This window comes from Ferruginibacter paludis, assembly GCF_030409685.1.
Classification (GTDB): Bacteria; Bacteroidota; Bacteroidia; order Chitinophagales; family Chitinophagaceae; genus Ferruginibacter; species Ferruginibacter paludis.
This window is the reverse complement of sequence record NZ_JAUFQJ010000004.1, coordinates 427,459-447,555: the sequence shown is the minus strand read 5'-3', so window position 1 is coordinate 447,555 and position 20,097 is coordinate 427,459. Positions and strand designations below refer to the sequence as shown.

Here is a 20,097-nt window from a genome sequence, read left to right as displayed (position 1 = left end):
CTGAAAAGTAAATCGTGATGGAATAGACATTGGTAAGAGGTTGGTTACGTCCCCATGTATTTTCAACTTATAATCTATAACTTATAACTTATAACATCTCGCATGAAAATAGGCATCGCAGCCGACCACGGCGGATACGAACTGAAAGAAATCATTCACCCCTTCCTTGAATCACTGGGTTATGAAGTAACAGATTACGGCGCTTTCGAACTGGATAATACAGACGATTATCCTGATTTTGTTGTGCCCATGGGCAGGGCGCTCGCCGATAAGGAACTGGACCGGGCCATTGCCATTTGCGGAAGCGGGGTAGGGGCGTCAGTGGCGGCCAATAAAATCGCAGGTGTACGTGCAGCACTTATCAATGACCATTTCTCTGCACACCAGGGCGTGGAAGATGATGATCTCAACATGTTGTGTTTGGGCGGAAGGGTAACAGGTTATATGGCAGCGCAGGAACTGATCACCGCTTTTTTAACTGCCCGTTTTACCGGGGCCGAGCGCCACATGCGTCGTTTGCACAAAGTACATTTACTCGAAAAATAAACACCAGCAATGCAAAAAATCAACGACCTTAAAATTCTCTTTTTTGATGTAGGCGGCATTCTCCTGACAAACGGGTGGGGCCATGAGTCAAGAAAAAAAGCAGCAGAAATATTTAAACTGGATTATGAAGAAATTGATGCCCTGCACAATTTTATTTTCAACGTGTACGAAATCGGCAGCATCACGCTGGACGAATACCTGGACACCGTAATATTCAATTATCCAAGAGATTTTGTGCGCCAGGATTTTAAAGATTTTATGTATTCGCAATCGGTGGAATTGCCTGATATGCTTGCCTGGTTAAAAGAGTGGAAAAAAGATTGCGGCTTTCGCATTATATCCATTAACAACGAGGGCAAAGAACTAAATGATTACCGGGTACAGAAATTTAAACTGCACCAGGCATTTGATGCATTCATATCTTCCTGCGAAGTAAATATGCGCAAGCCTGATCCGCGGATATTCAAGCTGGCATTGGGTATTGCCCAGGCATCCCCAAGTCAGTGTGTATATTTTGACGACAGAACCATGTTTGCCAATGCCGCACAAAAATTAGGCATCCGGTCTTTTCATCACACCAATTTTGAAGAGACCAAATCAATATTAGAAAACTTAAAAAAAGAAAATTTTAACCAATGAGTAATACAGCAGGAAAGTACGATTTTGGTATGATCGGATTGGGTACAATGGGGCGCAATCTTCTGTTAAACATGGGCGATCATGGTGTGGCAGGTGCAGGATATGATAAGGACGCAAGCAAAGGCCAGTTGCTGGAAGAGGAAGATAAGAATGGCAACCTCAAAGGCTTTAGTGATGTAAACGAATTTGTGGGCAGTTTAAAAAGTCCGAGGGCGATTATGATGCTGGTTCCAGCAGGAAAAATTGTAGACAGTGTAATTGAAGACCTGTTGCCATTGCTTGATAAAGGCGATATTTTAATTGATGGGGGCAACTCTCATTTTACTGATACAGACCGCAGGGTGGCTTACCTGGAGACAAAGGGATTTCACTTTTTTGGAATGGGTGTTTCGGGTGGCGAAGAAGGCGCCCGTCGTGGTCCGAGCATGATGCCAGGGGGCGACAAAGAAGCCTACAATGTAATGAAGCCAATTTTAGAAGCCATTGCCGCAAAGGTAGATGGCGTGCCTTGCGTAACTTATATCGGTCCTGGTGCCTCCGGGCATTTTGTAAAGATGGTGCACAATGGAATTGAGTATGGCCTGATGCAGCTGATTTCGGAAACCTACGAAGTAATGAAAAAAGGATTGCAGATGGATGATGAAGCCATTGGCAAAATATTTACCCAATGGAATGAAGGCAGGTTGCAATCTTTTCTGATGGAAATCACCAGCGATATTTTTCAATATAAAGAACAAGGCTCCGATCAATTACTGCTGGATAATATAAAGGATGAGGCAAGAGCAAAAGGAACGGGTAAATGGACTTCACAAGTGGCAATGGATTTAGAAAGCCCGATACCCACCATAGATGCCGCGGTAGAAATGCGTGACCTTTCCAAATACAAAGCTTTAAGGGTTCAGCTGTCTCAAATCTACAGCGTTAATGATGCCCCTTTGTCAGTCGATAGAGACAGTTTTTTGGTTGAACTGGAACAGGCATTTTATTTTACCATGATCATGTCTTATGCGCAGGGCATGCATCTGTTAAGCAAGGCATCGTCCGAATATAAATATGGTTTGCACCTGGCTGAAATAGCGAAAATCTGGCGCGGTGGTTGTATCATCCGTTCCGGTTTTTTAAATGAAATTTTTACCGCCTACGAAAAAGACAACAACCTGCAGCATTTACTGCTGGATGAAGGCGTTCAAAAATTAACAGTTGAAAATGTGCCAGGCATCCGGTCGGTGTTGTCAAAAGCCATTACTGCAGGTATTGCTATGCCAGCGTATGCTGCGTCGTTGGGTTATTTTGACAACCTGCGCAACAAACAAATGCCCAGTAATTTAATACAGGCTCAACGTGATTATTTCGGAGCACATACGTATGAGCTGATAGGCAAGGAAGGTGTTTTTCATACCAAATGGGGCGAAAAAAGCATCAGCATTAAAGGCTCAGGCGTTAAAGAAAAACAGTAAGTAATTGTGAATTCGCTGGTTCCCAGTTGTAGCTATTTTTTATTTTAATTTTTTACTTTTTATTTCAATAGTAAAGCGCTTCGCCCTGAAAACGCTTATAACTCGTAATTCATAACTTATAACTAAAAGAAGGTGTACGCAAATCTAAAATCTCAACCTGTAATATTTATAATTTTCGGTGGCACGGGCGATTTGAATGCCCGCAAGCTGGCACCGGCATTGTATAATCTTTTCATTGATGGATGGATGCCTGATCAGTTTGCCATCATCGGCACAGGAAGAACACCACTGAGCGATCAGCAATTTGCCGAAAAAATACAGGATGGCATCAACAAATATTCCCGCAGCGGCAAAGTAAAAAAAGACAAGTGGGATGAGTTTTACAAACACCTGTTTTACCAGTCTGCTGATGCCAAGGATAGTAAGACTTATAAAGAATTTGGCACCAGGATAGACAAGCTTAATACGGAATGGAAAGCTGAGGCCAATGTAATTTTTTACCTGGCTGTTTCGCCGGAATACTTTCCCATCATCGCCGGGAATCTATCAAAAAGTAAACTGGCTGATGATACTAAAAAATCAAGAATCGTTATCGAAAAACCATTTGGTCATGACCTTGAAACTTCCCGTTCTTTAAACAAATTGCTCAGCGGAATTTTCAATGAATGCCAGATCTACCGCATCGATCATTACCTGGGTAAAGAAACCGTGCAGAATATTATGGCCTTCCGTTTTGCCAATGCCTTGCTGGAACCCATCTGGAACCGCAACTACATTGAACATGTCCAGATATCGGTTACGGAGCAATTGGGTGTTGAAGAACGCGGTGATTATTATGATAAATCAGGCGCATTACGGGACATGATTCAGAATCATTTATTGCAGCTGCTCTGCCTGGTGGCCATGGAATCGCCCAATAATTTTAATGCGGATGAAGTAAGAAACCGAAAAGTAGATGTATTAAACGCCATGCGAAAATTCGGGCCTGAAGATGTACGCTTGTCTACAGTAAGAGGGCAATATTCAGATGGCTGGATGGAAGGAAAGGAAGTGCCCGGTTATCGCAAGGAACCAAAAGTAGATCCGGAATCAAATACAGAAACTTTTGCTGCCATTAAATTTTTTATAGACAACTGGCGCTGGAAAGGGGTACCGTTTTATGTACGTACCGGTAAACGCATGCACCAGTCCGCCTCCGTTATCAGTATACAATTCAGGGATGTGCCGCACCAGATTTTTCCGGCAGAAGTAAGTGAAAGCTGGCAGCAGAACAGGCTTGTCATCAGCATACAACCGGAAATGAGCATTCGTTTACAGGTACAGGCAAAACGGCCCGGACTTGAAATGGCTCTAAATACTGTGGACATGGTTTTTGACTATAAAGGCACTTATACCAGCCAGGCGCCGGAAGCTTACGAAACATTGTTGCTGGATACCATGGCGGGCGACCAAACCTTATTTATGCGGGGCGACCAGGTGGAAGTTGCCTGGGATTTGCTGATGCCTATTTTAACTTCATGGGAAGGCAGAAAAAGTTTAAACTTTCCCAATTATTCAGCAGACAGCTGGGGGCCTGAACTGGCCGAAGCTTTAATTGCAAGAGACGGATTTCATTGGTTTACCTTACCCTTAAATGGTAAAAAATAATGGGCGTTAAAATAAATATTTATAAAACAGAAGGCGAAGTATTAAACAGCCTTGCAAATTATTTTGTTACCATAGCAAATGAAGCCATTGCTGCAAATGGAAAATTTACGGTCGCTTTATCAGGTGGCAATTCTCCTAAAAAATTATATGAATTATTAAGCTCGCCGGCTTATAAAGAGAAAGTACAGTGGCCCAAAGTATTTTTCTTTTTTGGCGATGAACGTAATGTGCCGCAGACTGATCCCGATAGTAATTATTTAATGGCAAAGAAAACTTTGTTTGATCCGCTGCAAATAAATGAAGCAAACATTTTTCCAGTGAATACCGACCTTGAACCTGAACTGGCAGCAGGGCATTATACCGATGCGATCAGTAGGTATTTTGCCGGGAAAGAAATGAAATTTGATTTGGTGTTATTGGGGCTCGGCGATAATGCGCACACTGCATCCTTGTTTCCACATACACCCATACTGCAGGACAGAACCGTCTCAGTAAAAGCAGTTTTCCTGGAGGAACAACAAGTTTACCGCATCAGTTTTACCGCACCATTGATTAACCTGGCGCATCATATTGCGTTTTTGGTTTATGGACAAACCAAAGCTGCCGCTGTTAAAAATATTCTTGAGACAACTAAAAATATTGACAAATTCCCAGCCCAACTGATCGCCCCGGTAACAGGAACGCTGGATTGGTTTCTTGATGAATCTGCCGCGTCCGTACTTGAAAACGTCAGTTTTTAAGACCGGCCTGCCAATCTGGCCCTATTGATCGGACCCACTTATCCACATAAAATAATAAACCCGTTATTCGTTCGTTATTTTTCAGTACCCCTACCTGCAAAAAGATTTTAGTTAAACCTGGTTTTCTAAAATCTCCTAATAGGTTGATTGCAAATTTTTTATACAGGGATACAATTAAGTTTTACTTTTTTGAATATATTAAATTCAATATATAAAACTTTCATTTTTTAACAAAAATGAAAGTTTGTAAGCACGATATTTGCAAACCCCTTTACGAATTTTTAAATCCAGTTACGATTATGAAAAGATTTGCTTTCAAAAAAGTATACTTATTCTTCTCCTCACTGTTTATCTTCATTTTGCACATGCCTTTTGTATTTGCAAAAACAAAAACAGCCGTTGGTTTTTTTGATAACAATGCCTCAGTACATCCTATTGTGGCCAAAGATTCTCCCCTGGTAAACAACATTAATGTGCGAGCTGAAGAAATGAATTTGTATGATAGCTTACGTCTTGGATCGCTGGGACTGGCACGCCAGGCATTTGATTATGCCATGAAAGGTTTTAATGTGATGAAGGCAATAGGAGAGGTTAGTAATGATCATATTATTTCTATTATTGATTTTAGTAAACCTTCATCGGAAAAGAGATTGTTCGTAATAGATCTTGCAAACTATAAATTGCTGTTCAATACGTATGTAGCGCATGGCATGCAGTCAGGCAAAGAGTTCGCAAAACAGTTTTCCAACAGACCGGAAAGCAATAAAAGCAGTCTTGGATTTTATGAAACCCAGGGCACTTATATTGGCGGAAACGGATATTCATTAAAATTAAATGGCATGGAAAAAGGCATCAACGATAATGCCAACAGAAGAGCCATTGTAATTCACGGCGCCGAATATGTAGATGAAAGTTTTATCCATTCGCAGGGGTATCTTGGCCGCAGCTGGGGTTGCCCGGCTTTGCCACAACGGCTGCATAAAGCCATAATAGATGTGATAAAAAACGGTACTTGTTTATTCATCTTTAGTCCCGATCAGAATTACCTGAGTCACTCCCGTATTTTAAACCATCCGCAAGGCCCGATGATGGCGTATAAATAAAGCGAATTCAAAATTATATTTACCATAAAAAATCCCCTGCTGATAGCGGGGGATTTTTGTTTTTTACAATTTCACTGCATAATAATACCTTCACCAAAAATTATTGTAGTAATGAACATCAGGGAGCAGTTAAAAGGAACGGGCGCAGCGATTGTAACGCCGTTTAATCAGGATGAAACAGTGGATTTTGCAGCACTGGAAAAGTTGATCAATTTTATCATCGGAAATGGAGTGGAATATATTGTTACTTTAGGCACCACCGGTGAAACACCCACGCTGGATAAACAGGAGAAGCTGGATATTATCAATTTTACATTTGAAAAGATAAATGGCCGGGTACCGGTTGTGGTGGGTATTGGTGGCAATAATACAAGGGAAGTGGTTGAGCAGGTCCAGAGCTACCCACTTGATAAAGCAGTGGCGGTTTTGAGCGCCTGTCCTTATTATAACAAACCTTCGCAGGAAGGTATTTTTCAGCATTATAAAGCAATTGCCGAAGCATCACCTAAACCCATCATATTGTACAATGTGCCGGGCAGAACGGGCCGTAACATGGAAGCGTCAACTACATTGCGTTTGGCGCATGAAGTGGCCAATGTGGCTGGCATTAAAGAGGCCGGTAACAATATTAGTCAGTGCATCCAGATTTTGAAAGACAGACCAGCGGATTTTTTGGTAGTGAGTGGTGATGATGACCTTGTATTGCCTGAACTGGCGTGTGGAATAGATGGCGTGATCAGTGTTGCCGCCAATTGTTATCCAAAACAATTTTCTGACATGGTAAGGGCCGGACTGGCTTCAGATTTTGCCGCTGCCAAAAAACTAAATGACCCTTTGCTGGAAGTGTACAATTTATTGTTTACAGAAAACAACCCTGCCGGCGTAAAAGGGTTCCTTTACGAAATGGGGCATATAAAAAATGTAGTAAGGCTGCCAGTAACATCATTGAGTGAAGGCATCCAGCAAAAGGTGAAAGCTTATTGTGCCCGCGGATAGCTTATCTGACAAATCAATTCTTGATTTATGCCCAATAACCACAAGCGGTTGTATCTTTTTTTGTGTGCCTGCTTATGTGCAGTTACGGTTACGGTTGCGCAGTATACAGTCACCCTTCATATAGTGCAGCAGCCTGCGTTACATGCGGGGGATTCCATTTTTGCAGCTGGCAATTTTAATAACTGGCAACCTGCTGATGGCAGGTTTTATTTTGTAAAACAACATGGTTATTTATCCCTTCAAATAAAAAATGTTCCGGCCACGGTTGTTGAATTTAAATGTACCCGTGGCGATTGGGGAAAAACAGAAAGCGCTTTAGCCGGAGCTGACATTGGCAATCATGTAATCAGCATAACCGGCGATACAACCATTGAGATTTCCATCGCTGCATGGAAAGATGATTTTACACCTGTTGTTAAACAACATACGGTATCTCCAAATGTGCACATTTTGGATACTGCTTTTGCAGTCCCGCAGCTAAATAGCAAACGAAGGATATGGATTTATTTGCCTCCGGGGTACCATACCGGTAACGAAAAATATCCGGTGATGTACCTCCAGGATGGGCAGAACCTGTTTGATGCATACACTGCGGCTTTTGGCGAATGGGGTGTAGACGAAATACTGGACAGCATGGTAAAAAAAGGCGCACCGCCCTGTATTGTGGTAGGTATAGATAATGGTGTGGAAAGGATGCAGGAATACAATCCGTTTGACAATGAAAAATTTGGGAAGGGGAAAGGTGAAGTGTATGTTGATTTTTTGGTACAGACGTTAAAGCCCTTTATTGACGGACATTACAGAACCTTGCGATCAAAAAATAGAACGATTATTGGCGGCAGTTCCATGGGGGGATTAATTTCCTTTTACGCACTGTTAAAGTACCCGGATGTTTTTGGCAGGGGTGGCATTTTTTCGCCGGCATTCTGGACGGCGGATGGTATAAAAAAGTTGACTGATTCAGCAGGCAACAAATTAACCGGAAAGCTATTTTTTTACATCGGTGAACTTGAAGGTGGTACTTATGTCAATGACATGGAAGAAGTGGTTGAAACCGTGGCTAAAAAATCAGATGCCATGATTTATAAAGTAATTGACCCCGAAGGGCAACACAACGAACAAGCCTGGCATAAATGGTTTGCCGATTTTTACAGGTGGATTATGTCAGATGGATTTAATAATGCAATCAGGCTGGATAAATAATCCGATCTCATCCTTGAAAAATGTAAGCTTTTTTTTACACTGATTGTACAGTAAAGCTGCAAAAGTATAAGAGGGCGATGCAACGATGCCCCACAAAGATTCCTGGTCCGGACCAATTGTTTGCTTTTAAATGCGGTAACTAACGCCCTGCAAAGCCAGTTCAGTATTTTCAAATACGGCAGTCGCTTCGGTTAAAAATTCATCCAGCACTTCATACTTCGAGGAAAAATGGCCAATGAGTAATTTCTTTACCTGCCCTTTATGCGCAATGCCGGCTGCCTGTATGGTGGTACTGTGAAAGCGCTCGGCAGCCCTGCTGTGCAAAGCTTTCAGGTAGGTGGCTTCATGATACAGCATATCAACCAACTTCACTTTGTCAACCAGGGTTTCATCATAAATGGTATCCGCACAGTAGGCGTACTTTTTTGGTTTAGGGCCGGGTATAGTAACTTCCTCATTCGGAATAATGGTGCCTTTTTTTGTTACGTAGTCTTCCCCTTTCTGTAATTTGTCGTAAAAAGAAACGGGTATTTCATAGGCCTTAATTCTTACGCGATCGATTTTTCGCGGGTTTTTCTTTTCTGTAAACAAAAATCCCCAACATTCGATACGATGTTTTACAGCAAAACTTTCCACGGTAATCTTACTGTCGTCAACAATGATTTCATTGGCAGTAATGGGGTGAAAATACAAGCGGTAAGAAAGTTGAACGGAGGCAACAGATAATTGCAGCTGAATGATTTGTTCCAGGGCCGCAGGTGCATGTAAATGAAGATCCTGCGTACGGCTGAGTAAACTCATGCTGGTCAACAATCCGATCAGGCCAAAATAATGATCGCCATGTAAATGAGAAATAAAAATGTGGTTGATCCTGCTTCTGCGGATTTTATATTTGGACATTTGGGTTTGCGTGCCCTCGCCGCAATCAATCAGGTAGCACTCTTCCAGCGACTGCAGAATCTGCGCTGTGGGGTTTCTGTCCCATGCAGGAATAGCGGAATTGTTACCTAAAATTGTGATTGCCAACATTTAAAAAGGGTTAAAATTTATTGTAAAAAAATAAATTTAATATATCGCTGGCACATTAAAAAATTATCCGTCGAAAGGCCTATTCGTCTCCCATTAATTCCCGCTCTATTTCTTCCATTTGCACAATGTCCCACGCTTCGCTTTCTGTTGGTGTTACATTCATTACCTCCAGCAGTTCTGCCTTATCAAGTAAAGCTTCAACGGCTGGCTGAAGAGCGCAGATAACAAAGGAGCAATTATGCTCGTAAAACTGTTGCTGGCAGTTTGCAAGTAATTCTCCGCTTGCTTCGTCTATCTCTGTTATCCGTTGCATGTTAAGCACCAGGTGTGGGATATCTTTTTGTTGATAGTGAAGCAACATTTCCACTAATTCTCCTGTCAATATAGCAGTCAATCTCACCTCTTCAGGCGTAATAACAGTAAATTTCTCTTTGGTATCTATTTTGACATTCATTAAATAAGATTCAGTTTTTGACGTTAGGTATTTGTAAAGTAAAGGAAAATTTTGAAGTAAAATTCCAGGAAACGAGTTTGATTCTTGTGACGCTATTTCGATAGCTTGTAAAATTCTGCAAAACGGATGATATCTGTACCGCCGCAGGTCCTGCACAAAGCATTTTTTAATTTTTTAACATATTAACATTTCACCTTTTCAGCAAACTTTATCTAACAAATAATCGTTATTATTGTACAAGCTAAATTCAATACGGATGGACAACAATTTTTCAGCACAAGTAAAGGAAATTATTTCTTATAGCAGGGAAGAAGCACTGCGCCTGGGAAATGATTTTATAGGCACCGAACATTTAGTGTTAGGATTGATAAGGGATGGTGAAAATACCGCCATCAAAATCCTCAAATCACTGAATGTAGATCTGTACGAATTGCGTAAAGAGATAGAGGTTGCTGTGAAGGATAAGACAGGAAAAAACATTGCTAACATTAATTCACTTCCGCTTACAAAGCAGGCGGAGAAAGTCATTCGTATCACTGTACTGGAAGCCAAAGCACATAAAAGTGTGATGGTGGAGAGTGAGCACCTGATGCTGTCTATTTTGAAAAATAAAGAAAACATTGCTACGCAGATTTTAAATCAGTTTGATGTGGATTACGATATTTTTAAAAACGAGTTGGGCTTTGTAACCAGCAATCCCCCATCAGCAGAATTCAGTGATGAAAATGAGGATGACTTTGATGAGGAAAAGAAACAATACAGCCAGCAGCAAAAAGCACAACGTGGCGGTGCTGCTAACCAGCCCAAAACAAAGACACCTGTACTGGATAATTTCGGCCGTGACATTACCCGTTTAGCGGAAAGCGGTTCACTAGATCCGATCGTTGGCAGGGAAACAGAAATTGAAAGAGTGTCACAAATTCTTAGCCGCCGTAAAAAGAATAATCCCATTTTAATCGGTGAACCTGGTGTGGGTAAAACAGCCATTGTGGAAGGTTTGGCCTTACGCATTGTACAAAGAAAAGTGAGCCGGGTATTGTTTGATAAAAGAGTAGTATCGCTTGATTTGGCAGCATTGGTTGCCGGTACAAAATACCGTGGCCAGTTTGAAGAAAGAATGAAGGCTATCATGAATGAGCTGGAAAAAAACAGGGATGTGATTTTGTTTATTGATGAAATTCATACCATTGTTGGTGCCGGTGGTGCCAGCGGTTCATTGGATGCTTCCAACATATTTAAACCAGCCCTTGCAAGAGGTGAGTTACAGTGCATCGGTGCTTCTACTTTGGATGAATATCGTATGCATATTGAAAAAGATGGCGCACTGGATCGTCGTTTTCAAAAGGTAATTGTTGAACAACCGTCAGTAGAAGAAACAATTGAAATTTTAACCAACATCAAAAGCAAATACGAAGACTACCACAATGTTTTGTATAGTGCGGAAGCCATCGATGCGTGTGTTAAGTTAAGTGAAAGGTACATGACCGACAGGTTATTGCCCGACAAGGCGATAGACGTTATGGATGAAGTAGGTGCAAGAAAGCACATTAAAAACATCAACGTTCCGCAGGAAGTAATTGAACTGGAAAAGAAAATTGAAGACATTAAGCTGGAAAAAAACAAGGTGGTAAAAAGCCAGCGTTTTGAAGAAGCTGCTTCTTTAAGAGATACAGAAAAAAGATTACAGGAAGAATTGGAAAAAGCAAAGAACGATTGGGAAGAAGAAAGTAAACACAAGCGTTTCCCGATTGAAGAAGAAGACATAGCGGAAGTGATAAGCATGATGACCGGCATACCTGTAAAGAGGATGGTGCAGGCAGAAACTGAAAAATTACGTCGCATGGCCGAAGACCTGAAAGGCGCGGTTGTTGGACAGGAAGATGGAATTCAAAAAGTGGTAAAAGCCATCCAGCGCAACAGGGTGGGATTGAAAGATCCGAAGAAACCAATCGGTACATTTATTTTCCTTGGCCCTACAGGGGTGGGTAAAACTGAGTTGGCAAGGTCACTGGCAAGATACATGTTTGACAATGACGATTCTTTAATAAGGATCGACATGAGTGAATACATGGAAAAATTCAGTGTAAGCCGTTTGATTGGTGCACCTCCCGGATATGTTGGTTATGAAGAAGGTGGTCAGTTAACGGAAAGAGTTAGACGTAAACCATACAGCGTTATTTTGCTGGATGAAATTGAAAAAGCGCATCCGGATATTTACAATATTTTATTGCAGGTATTGGATGATGGGCAGCTGACAGATGGTTTGGGAAGAAAGATTGACTTTAAGAATACGCTGATCATCATGACGTCTAATATTGGTGCACGCCAGTTAAAAGATTTTGGGGAAGGTGTAGGTTTTGCTACCGCAGCAAGGGTTTTAAATGCAGATGAAAATAATAAATCAGTTATAGAAAAAGCATTGAAACGTACATTTAGTCCTGAGTTTTTAAACAGGATTGATGATGTGGTAATATTCAATTCTCTCACCAAGGAAAACATCTTCGAGATCATTGATATCCTGATGAAGGGTGTAATGAAAAGGCTGGTAAATCTTGGTTTTTCTATGGAATTAACATCGAGAGCAAAAGATTTTATTGCAGAGAAAGGATACGACTCTCAGTTTGGAGCTAGGCCTCTGCACAGGGCCATCCAGAAATACCTGGAAGATCCTTTAGCAGAAGAAATTTTAAATATGGCAGTGAAGGAAGGCGATACATTGATTGCTGACCTGGACGAAGCCAAAGAAAAAATTCTCTTTACTTTAAAGCCTGCAGAGAGCAGCAGCATCGAGGCTAAATCAGAAGCTTAATTTTTTGAAAACATAAACGTAAAGCCATCCGGAAGGATGGCTTTTTTGTTAGTGTGATTTTTTTTATTACACCAGTCGCTATCTTTCAAAATGCAATTTTTCTTTTGAAGGATCGGTTTTTTGACTGACTTTTGCAGCAATGAAAAAGATTGTGATAACCATAGACGGCTGGTCATCCTGCGGAAAAAGTACGCTGGCAAAACAAATGGCAAAAGAGTTGGGCTATGTGTATATTGACAGTGGTGCGATGTACCGTGCCATCACCTTGTATTTTTTGCGTCATCACATCGACTGGACAGATACAGCTGAAGTAAAAGATGCGTTGAAAAATATTTCACTGGAGTTTCAGCCCAATGAAAAATCAGGTCAGTCAGAAATATTTTTGAATGGAGAGAATGTGGAATACCTGATTCGGGATTTGGTGATTGCAGAAAAGGTAAGTGAAGTGGCAGCGATAAAAGAAGTGCGTTCATTTGCCGTGGCAGAGCAACAAAAAATGGGTAAAAAGAAAGGCATCGTAATGGATGGAAGAGACATCGGTACAACTGTATTTCCGGACGCCGCATTGAAGATTTTTATGACGGCGGATATTGCCGTACGTGTTGAACGAAGGTTCAAAGAGATGTATGAAAAAAATCCCAACATCACCATTGAAGAAGTAAAGAACAATCTTGAAATGCGTGACTACATTGATTCCAACAGGGAAGTAAGTCCTTTGAGAAAGGCAGATGATGCCGTGATTATAGATAATACCAACATTAGTATGGAGCAGCAATTAAAACATGCGCTTGATTTATTGAAAAAGATAAAACACCAGTAAAATAAATTTTAGTAAAATAAAAAAACTGCTGAGTCCGTTTGGGTTCAGCAGTTTTTTTAAAAGTCAGGATAAATAAAACCTATTATGGTTTCTAAAATGCTTTTATGAAATTGCCAGGTTTGAATTTTACAAAATGTTTTGTCTTTTTAACATTTAATGCCCTGCATTTCTTAGATTACACAACAATTGCATCACTCCATTAAAGCCATTTGAACAATGAAACAAAGCGACCTGCGCCATAGTGCTTATTTTCTTTTTTTATCCATACTTATAATTGCCTTTAGCTCCTGCAATAACAACAGCCCTGTTACTGAAGTAAAGCCAGCTGCTAAAGCAGACACAGCCGGACTTACAGAAGAACAAAAACATTTGCCTGAAAATGCGCTGAAAGGACTCACCATTGTAGATGGTTTGGAAGTGCATGCTTTTGCAACGGAGCCCATGTTAAAAAACCCAACCAATATTGACGTGGATGAAAAGGGCAGGGTATGGGTTTGCGAAGCGTATAACTACAGGCCGGCAATCAATGGCAACCCGACAAATCCATTGGGCGACCGCATCATGATTTTGCAGGACAACGATGGTGATGGCAAGGCAGACACAGCGAAGATATTTTACCAGGATCCATCCTTAAATGCACCTTTGGGTATTTGTGTGCTGGGTAATAAAGTTATAGTTTCTCAAAGCCCGTATGTATGGGTATTGTATGATGACAACGGCGATGATAAAGCCGACAGAAAAGAAGTGTTGTTCAAAGGTATTGGCGGTGAACAGCACGATCATGGCGTGCATGCTTTTACATTTGGACCGGATGGAAAATTATATTTTAATATGGGCAATGAGGGGCATACTTTAAAAGATAAAAATGGTAAGGATGTTATGGACCAGGATGGCGATGTAATCGGCCCGAAAAAATACAAACAGGGCATGGTGTTCCGATGCGATATGGATGGTTCTCATGTAGAATGTTTAGGTAACAATTTTCGCAATCCCTATGAGGTTGCTGTTGACAGCTATGGCACTTTATGGCAGAGCGACAATGATGATGATGGCAACCGCGGCACACGCATTAATTATGTGATGCAGTATGGTAACTATGGCTATACTGATGAGATGACGGGTGCCGGCTGGCAGTCAAGTCGTACCAATATGGAAGACTCCATTCCGTTGAAACACTGGCATCTCAATGATCCGGGAGAAGTGCCCAACCTGTTGCAAACATTTGCCGGATCGCCAACAGGCATGGTTATTTATGAAGGAGCACTGTTGCCTGCGCAGTTCCGCAACCAGATGATACATACGGATGCTGGTCCGAATGTGGTAAGGGCTTACCCGGTTAAAACAAATGGTGCAGGCTACACAGCAGAAATTGTAAATGTATTAAAAGGAGATAAAGACCAATGGTTTCGCCCGGCAGATTTAACTGTGGCACCCGATGGTTCACTGATTGTTGCTGACTGGTATGACCCTGGCGTGGGCGGCCATGCAGCAGGTGATCAGACAAGAGGAAGAATATACAGAGTCGCTCCTCCGGCATCGAAGTACACTATTCCAAAGCAGGACTACAGCACTGCAGAGGGAGCACTTACTGGATTGCAAAATCCTAATTTATCAGTCAGGTATCACGCTTTTACAACGCTGCAGCAAATGGGCAAAGCAGCCATTCCCGGTTTAGAAAAGCTTTGGACTTCTGCAGACAATCAGCGGATGCGGGCAAGAGCTTTCTGGTTGTTGGTAAAGATGCCCGGAGAAGGAGAGAAGTACATACAGCAGGCTGTAACATCTGCCAATCCTGACATGCGTATTGCTGCCATTCGGGCAACCATTGAAATTAAGGCGGATATCATTGGTGTTGTACGTTCTTTGGTAAATGATACCAGCGCTGCGGTGAGAAGGGAATGCGCATTGGCGTTGCGCCATGTTAAACTTCCTGAGGCCGACCAGTTTTGGGCTACGCTTGCTGAAAAGTATGATGGCAAAGACAGGTGGTACCTGGAAGCTTTGGGCATCGGTGCCGACAGGCAATGGGATGCTTTCTTTACAGCCTGGGTTGCTAAAGTAAAAGATCCATTGCAGAGCGAAGCAACCAGGGATATTGTTTGGCGTGCACGTACGGAAAAAGCGGTGCCTTATATTGCTACGCTTGCTGCTGATAAAACAAAGCCACTGAACAGCAGGTTAAGATATTTTCGTGCCTTTGATTTTAATCCCGGTCCGGCGAAATCCACTTTGCTGCTTGCCATGATTAAAGATAACAGTGAGCACGACATGGCGCTGGATAAATTGGTGTTGCATGCGCTTGACATCAAAACTGTCATGCAATCAACCATTGCCAAACAAGCACTTGACAGCGTATTACAATCTATCAATGGAACACCTGAATATATTGAACTGGTGAGCCGGTATGCCGTTAAATCTCAAAACAATAATTTACTTAAGTTGGCCATTGATAAATCAGGTGATGGTGTTGGGAGAAACGCTGCAGGACTCCTGGTTAAACTGGGAGGCAGCCCCCTGATATGGAAAGTGATCAACGGCAGCGATACAGTTCAGCAAAATAGTTTATTGTTTTCACTGGCAGGCGTGGGTAGCAAAGAATCAATCGATATGCTTCAAACAATTGCCTTATCTAAAACATATTCTTTAGCATTAAGACAACAGGCTGCCCATAAAATTGGCAACAGTGGCAGTGGTGAAGACCGGGTGCTGGCTATCTTAAAAGCAAAGAAAGTACCTGCTGAATTAATACCGGATGTGGTAGCCAGTGTAAGCGGCGCATGGCGTGGAGTCGTGCGTACGGAAGCAGCCACTTACCTGCCTGATAATGGTAAAAGCATTACCAGTAAACCTGCACCAACCATGCAGCAGCTGACTGCATTAAGAGCAAATGCAGACGATGGTAAAAAAATATTTACTGCCACCTGCAATGTATGCCACCAGGTAAATAATACAGGCTACGATTTTGGTCCTAAGCTAAGTGAGATTGGATCAAAGCTTCCGAAAGAGGGCTTGCTGGAAGCTATTGTGCATCCATCTGCGGGCATTGGTTTTGGATATGAAGGGTGGGAGCTGAAAATGAAAGATGGCTCTACCTTATCCGGGATCATTGCCAGCAAAACTGAAACAGATATCGACATCAAATTCCCGGGGGGCGGTCACCAGCAGTTAAAAACAAGCGATGTAAAAACCAGGACTCAAATGAAGCAGTCGATGATGACAGAAGGTTTATATAATAACATGTCGGCGCAGGATATGGCCAACCTGCTTGAATATTTATCACAGTTGAAAAAGAAAGCATAGTTGTTGAAGTTCGTTAGTCCTTCATACGTTGTACAATGCCAACAGTAAGTTGATCTTTCTGGCCTTTAAAATAAATGCCTAATACCTGATCAAATACATCTGGTGCATTTGGTAACAAAGAAAATAGGGTCATGCAGGATCGCAGTTTGTGATCATCCGGGCTGCTAAAAATATGGTACGCGGTTTTATTTTTTATCGCAGAAAGAATCGTGCTGCATTCGATCAGTCTTTTACCAAGTACAGGATGGGCAAGGTAAGCAGCGGCTTCCTCCAAACTTTTTATTGAGTAAAATACGGAGGTGTCACTGCTTCCCAAGCCTGCAACCTGTGGAAAGATAAACCACATCCAATGGGAGACTTTTTTAGCCTCCTTCAATTCCTTCAACACAGTGGCATAGACAGGGGCCTGTGCTCTTATAAAACGACTCAAGACAAATTTATCTGCGTGCTTAAAATTGTTTGTATCTTCCATAGTTATAAATAGTCAGGTACGGAACAGAATATAGGTGCCAGGATTACACCCGCATATTATCTGCCTGCCAGTTTTTAACCGCTTTTTTTATTTCATCTCCGCTGAGCTTTTCTTTAAGGGCACGATCCAGTAGAACAGCAAATTCATCGTCAGCTGCAAAACGTAATGCAGCTATCTGGCTGAAACTAAGTTGGTCTTCTACCTTCTTCGAACGTTCACCAAATAATTCCAGGTAACGCAGCCGGAACTCCAGCCGAACAATCCTGTTTTGATTGCCCAATGCATAATGCTGGCGCAGCATAATCGCTAAATAAAAAATGCAAAAAGAAAGGATACTGAAGAGTGTCCATTCCAGTTGATGTACCGCATCCTTAAAAGACTGGCAAATGCCGAGAATGATAAATGCCAGCATCATCGGTAAAAAAATAAAATGATGCGGTATATAATATTTCTTGTGATTGCTGTATTGCTGTTTCATAAATAAATACCGTCTTTGTTATTAACGGCTTCAACCGAAAATAACATTTTTTACACCGTTAGCAACCGGGCATTTGCGGTTAACTACAATTATCTCTTTTATGTTAAAAGATTCTATGCAAAACCACTGCCAGTATCCTTTCTCTCACCTCAAATTTTCTGCTACCTGGTAAGTAATGCTGCTGAAATTGTTGCATGTTTTAAAGCGGATACTTTAATCAGTTATCCATCAATCAGCCATTATTACGCAAGATTAAAACCGTTTTAAATATTGTGAATGAATGCGAATGAATTTTCACAAATGAGGAAAATGTGACCAACAACGGACGCACGGACATTGGATGTAAAATATTTTGTTGAAAGGCGATCATACACAATGGACCATGTTTTCAGGAAATCGCGGGTACTGCCAGGGATGGTTGTGGTATCGTTATTGGTAGCTTCAACAAATAACTTTAAAACTAAAAATTATTTTATGAAGAAAATTTTGAAAACAGGTTTACTGGGTTGCATTCTTGCAATCGGCATGGCAGCGTGCACAAACGGTACAAGTGCCAACACACGTAACGGTGATACAACAATTGGAACCAATAGTAACAAAATGGATACTTCCATGCACGACACATCAATGAATAAGATGAGTACGGACACCGGTTCAATGCGGCGATAACAAAGTAGTATTAAAATGACAATTTCATCCAAACAGGCAAGCGGTTTACGATAATTGTTTGCCTGTTTTTAGTTTGAAGAGGATGGAGTAAAAGCATGTGAATTTCTACCCGACAAACGTTCTTCCGGAACTACCTTATAAATTTTTTTGGAGAGATTTAAAAGCGACCGGAAAAAAATCCTGTTTGCTCCATCATTTACTAACAGGCTTTTCTACCGGCATTTGCAGGGTGAAGAAAGTAGTTTCATTTGAAGAGGTTACGGATAAATTACCTCCATGTGCCTTTGCAATTTCGGCGGAAATATATAAACCAAGTCCCAAACCTTTTTTGCCGGAATGGTCGTTACCGCGGTAGAAAGGTTGAAAAATCTGGCTGACAGTTGCAGCCGGAATTTCATTGCCATAGTTCTCAACGGACAGGGTAAAACTTTGTTCATTACTGGTTGCATGTACAATGATGGGGGTATGTTCCCTGCCGTAAGCGATGGCATTGCTCAAAAGATTAGAGACCAATTGCGCAATGCGGTTGCCATCACATTCAACAAAATGATTGAGATCAAAGTTAGTCTCAATGATGCTGTCCGGATAAACCGTGTGCAGTTCGGAAATAACCTGGCTAAGTATGTCTGCCAGGCGTGCATCTTTTTTGTATTCCAGCGTAATACCAGGCCCAAGGCGGCCCCTTGCGAAATCAAGGATATTGGATACCAGGCCCGACATGCGGTAAGCACTGTTTTTTACAATGCTGATAGACTTTGTTATTTGCTCTTCTGATTTGGATGCTGCCAGTAATTCGGCACTCATCATGATCGCTGAAATAGGGTTGCGCAAATCGTGCCCGAGGATGGCGATAAACTGGTCCCGCACTTCCGCCAGGCATTGTTCTTCTTTGAGTTTAGCCTCACTGAATGCAAGTTCTTCTATCGCGTTTAAATGAAAAGAAATCAGTTCAGCAAACAGGTTAAACATGCCGATGGTTTCGGTGTTGTTCACCTTTGCCGGTTTTGGATCAATGGCGCAAAGGGTGCCGAAAAAAGAGCCATTTCTGCGGATAATAGGTACGGAAATATAACTTTGGAAGCCGTACATCATCGGTGTGGGATGGCGGGAAAAATGCTCATCTTTCTCCACGTGATCGATTATCACGGGCCGATTATTTTGTCTTATTTCATTGCAGATGGTTGTTTCCAAAGTCAACTCGCCGCCGGGTTCCAGCCCGAACAGTATTTCATCCCGTACGCTGCAGGCCACCCATTTGTCATCCGTTACCCGTGCTATCGCGGCAAAGCCCATACCCGTGGTACGGCAAATAACTTCCAGTAAAGAAGGCACAATTTCTATACGCCCGATTGCATCAATATCTTTTTGAATCTCATCGCCGGGATTCGTCGTAACCATTGGATTTTCTTTGGCTGCAAAATACATCAAATAAACTCCCAATATCACTGTTTTTAAAATAGAATGAATATGTTGAAAACTATATCCGCAGAGGATTCTGACGCAGAAATCATCCTGTTATTTCTTATCGCATCCCGGAAAGAAAAAATTTCATGGTGCAAATTATCAAAGCAAGTATTAAGTAATTTCTTTTTTAAATTCAAACAAGTTGTTACGAATGCTCTAATTATGCGTAGACCTGTATTTTATAAGGCAGCATAGTACAGCATAGTTCTGTTCACTCGCTAAAAGCCATTAAATTACCTGCTCATTCAAATTATATTCGATTAGCGGCATG

Annotated in this window: 17 protein-coding genes; 12 read left to right on the top strand and 5 right to left on the bottom strand. The window is 41.7% G+C overall.

Annotated elements, in window-relative coordinates; translation table 11 throughout:
• The first annotated feature begins 102 nt into the window (after positions 1–102).
• From QWZ08_RS07650 to QWZ08_RS07615, 8 genes are all read left to right on the top strand, one after another.
• Positions 103–546, top strand: coding sequence for an RpiB/LacA/LacB family sugar-phosphate isomerase (locus QWZ08_RS07650; RefSeq protein WP_290336727.1), 444 nt, complete (start codon positions 103–105; stop codon positions 544–546).
• 9 nt (positions 547–555) lie between these two features.
• Positions 556–1,185: an HAD family hydrolase gene (locus QWZ08_RS07645; RefSeq protein WP_290336725.1), complete on the top strand. Its 630-nt coding sequence runs from the start codon at positions 556–558 to the stop codon at positions 1,183–1,185.
• Positions 1,182–2,642: an NADP-dependent phosphogluconate dehydrogenase gene (gene gnd / locus QWZ08_RS07640; RefSeq protein ID WP_290336724.1), complete on the top strand. Its 1,461-nt coding sequence runs from the start codon at positions 1,182–1,184 to the stop codon at positions 2,640–2,642. The genes QWZ08_RS07645 and gnd overlap by 4 nt, the downstream gene beginning before the upstream one ends.
• 132 nt (positions 2,643–2,774) lie before the next feature.
• Positions 2,775–4,289, top strand: a complete 1,515-nt coding sequence (zwf, locus tag QWZ08_RS07635; protein ID WP_290336723.1) for a glucose-6-phosphate dehydrogenase — start codon at positions 2,775–2,777, stop codon at positions 4,287–4,289.
• Complete coding sequence (gene pgl / locus QWZ08_RS07630) at positions 4,289–5,029, top strand: 6-phosphogluconolactonase (protein WP_290336721.1); 741 nt, start codon at positions 4,289–4,291, stop codon at positions 5,027–5,029. Before zwf ends, pgl begins: the two co-directional genes overlap by 1 nt.
• Positions 5,030–5,328: 299 nt before the next feature.
• Positions 5,329–6,132, top strand: a complete 804-nt coding sequence (locus QWZ08_RS07625) for a murein L,D-transpeptidase catalytic domain family protein (RefSeq protein WP_290336719.1) — start codon at positions 5,329–5,331, stop codon at positions 6,130–6,132.
• A gap of 111 nt (positions 6,133–6,243) precedes the next feature.
• Positions 6,244–7,128, top strand: coding sequence for a 4-hydroxy-tetrahydrodipicolinate synthase (gene dapA / locus QWZ08_RS07620; RefSeq protein WP_290336717.1), 885 nt, complete (start codon positions 6,244–6,246; stop codon positions 7,126–7,128).
• A 27-nt stretch (positions 7,129–7,155) separates the two neighbouring features.
• Positions 7,156–8,331: an alpha/beta hydrolase gene (locus QWZ08_RS07615; protein ID WP_290336716.1), complete on the top strand. Its 1,176-nt coding sequence runs from the start codon at positions 7,156–7,158 to the stop codon at positions 8,329–8,331.
• A gap of 126 nt (positions 8,332–8,457) precedes the next feature.
• Here QWZ08_RS07615 and QWZ08_RS07610 read toward each other — a convergent pair whose 3' ends face one another.
• Together QWZ08_RS07610 and QWZ08_RS07605 are read right to left on the bottom strand one after the other, a co-directional pair.
• Positions 8,458–9,360, bottom strand: a complete 903-nt coding sequence (locus tag QWZ08_RS07610; RefSeq protein ID WP_290336715.1) for a ribonuclease Z — start codon at positions 9,358–9,360, stop codon at positions 8,458–8,460.
• A gap of 79 nt (positions 9,361–9,439) precedes the next feature.
• Entirely contained in the window at positions 9,440–9,814 is a 375-nt protein-coding gene (locus QWZ08_RS07605) for an STAS domain-containing protein (RefSeq protein WP_290336714.1), read from the bottom strand.
• Between the two features lie 256 nt (positions 9,815–10,070).
• Here QWZ08_RS07605 and QWZ08_RS07600 point away from each other — a divergent pair, with 256 nt between their 5' ends.
• The 3 genes from QWZ08_RS07600 to QWZ08_RS07590 all read left to right on the top strand — a co-directional run bounded on the left by QWZ08_RS07600 (position 10,071) and on the right by QWZ08_RS07590 (position 16,743).
• Positions 10,071–12,623, top strand: a complete 2,553-nt coding sequence (locus QWZ08_RS07600) for an ATP-dependent Clp protease ATP-binding subunit (RefSeq protein WP_290336713.1) — start codon at positions 10,071–10,073, stop codon at positions 12,621–12,623.
• Between the two features lie 139 nt (positions 12,624–12,762).
• The gene (cmk, locus tag QWZ08_RS07595; RefSeq protein ID WP_290336712.1) at positions 12,763–13,443 is read left to right on the top strand and encodes a (d)CMP kinase; all 681 of its coding nucleotides are present in this window, start codon (positions 12,763–12,765) and stop codon (positions 13,441–13,443) included.
• Between the two features lie 216 nt (positions 13,444–13,659).
• Positions 13,660–16,743: a PVC-type heme-binding CxxCH protein gene (locus tag QWZ08_RS07590; RefSeq protein WP_290336711.1), complete on the top strand. Its 3,084-nt coding sequence runs from the start codon at positions 13,660–13,662 to the stop codon at positions 16,741–16,743.
• A gap of 13 nt (positions 16,744–16,756) precedes the next feature.
• Here QWZ08_RS07590 and QWZ08_RS07585 read toward each other — a convergent pair whose 3' ends face one another.
• Together QWZ08_RS07585 and QWZ08_RS07580 are read right to left on the bottom strand one after the other, a co-directional pair.
• Positions 16,757–17,215 (bottom strand): DUF1810 domain-containing protein, encoded by a 459-nt coding sequence (locus QWZ08_RS07585; protein ID WP_290336710.1) that lies wholly within the window; start codon positions 17,213–17,215, stop codon positions 16,757–16,759.
• A gap of 43 nt (positions 17,216–17,258) precedes the next feature.
• The gene (locus QWZ08_RS07580) at positions 17,259–17,693 is read right to left on the bottom strand and encodes a DUF6526 family protein (protein ID WP_290336709.1); all 435 of its coding nucleotides are present in this window, start codon (positions 17,691–17,693) and stop codon (positions 17,259–17,261) included.
• A 474-nt stretch (positions 17,694–18,167) separates the two neighbouring features.
• Here QWZ08_RS07580 and QWZ08_RS07575 point away from each other — a divergent pair, with 474 nt between their 5' ends.
• Positions 18,168–18,362 carry a hypothetical protein gene (locus QWZ08_RS07575; RefSeq protein WP_290336708.1) on the top strand — a complete coding sequence of 65 codons (195 nt, stop codon included), beginning with the start codon at positions 18,168–18,170 and terminating at the stop codon, positions 18,360–18,362.
• Between the two features lie 192 nt (positions 18,363–18,554).
• Here the strand turns inward: QWZ08_RS07575 and QWZ08_RS07570 are convergent, their stop codons facing one another.
• On the bottom strand, positions 18,555–19,802 hold the full coding sequence (locus tag QWZ08_RS07570) for a GAF domain-containing sensor histidine kinase (RefSeq protein WP_290336707.1): 1,248 nt from the start codon (positions 19,800–19,802) through the stop codon (positions 18,555–18,557).
• Positions 19,803–20,097 lie beyond the last annotated feature (295 nt).

Excerpts from the sequence above, each read along its gene's own strand:
- QWZ08_RS07605 (WP_290336714.1), bottom strand. The coding sequence starts at position 9,814 with ATGAATGTCAAAATAGATACCAAAGAGAAATTTACTGTTATTACGCCT.
- pgl (WP_290336721.1), top strand. The coding sequence starts at position 4,289 with ATGGGCGTTAAAATAAATATTTATAAAACAGAAGGCGAAGTATTAAAC.
- QWZ08_RS07590 (WP_290336711.1), top strand. The coding sequence starts at position 13,660 with ATGAAACAAAGCGACCTGCGCCATAGTGCTTATTTTCTTTTTTTATCC.
- cmk (WP_290336712.1), top strand. The coding sequence starts at position 12,763 with ATGAAAAAGATTGTGATAACCATAGACGGCTGGTCATCCTGCGGAAAA.
- gnd (WP_290336724.1), top strand. The coding sequence starts at position 1,182 with ATGAGTAATACAGCAGGAAAGTACGATTTTGGTATGATCGGATTGGGT.
- QWZ08_RS07585 (WP_290336710.1), bottom strand. The coding sequence starts at position 17,215 with ATGGAAGATACAAACAATTTTAAGCACGCAGATAAATTTGTCTTGAGT.
- QWZ08_RS07610 (WP_290336715.1), bottom strand. The coding sequence starts at position 9,360 with ATGTTGGCAATCACAATTTTAGGTAACAATTCCGCTATTCCTGCATGG.
- QWZ08_RS07650 (WP_290336727.1), top strand. The coding sequence starts at position 103 with ATGAAAATAGGCATCGCAGCCGACCACGGCGGATACGAACTGAAAGAA.
- dapA (WP_290336717.1), top strand. The coding sequence starts at position 6,244 with ATGAACATCAGGGAGCAGTTAAAAGGAACGGGCGCAGCGATTGTAACG.
- QWZ08_RS07615 (WP_290336716.1), top strand. The coding sequence starts at position 7,156 with ATGCCCAATAACCACAAGCGGTTGTATCTTTTTTTGTGTGCCTGCTTA.
- QWZ08_RS07645 (WP_290336725.1), top strand. The coding sequence starts at position 556 with ATGCAAAAAATCAACGACCTTAAAATTCTCTTTTTTGATGTAGGCGGC.
- QWZ08_RS07575 (WP_290336708.1), top strand. The coding sequence starts at position 18,168 with ATGAAGAAAATTTTGAAAACAGGTTTACTGGGTTGCATTCTTGCAATC.
- QWZ08_RS07600 (WP_290336713.1), top strand. The coding sequence starts at position 10,071 with ATGGACAACAATTTTTCAGCACAAGTAAAGGAAATTATTTCTTATAGC.
- QWZ08_RS07625 (WP_290336719.1), top strand. The coding sequence starts at position 5,329 with ATGAAAAGATTTGCTTTCAAAAAAGTATACTTATTCTTCTCCTCACTG.
- QWZ08_RS07580 (WP_290336709.1), bottom strand. The coding sequence starts at position 17,693 with ATGAAACAGCAATACAGCAATCACAAGAAATATTATATACCGCATCAT.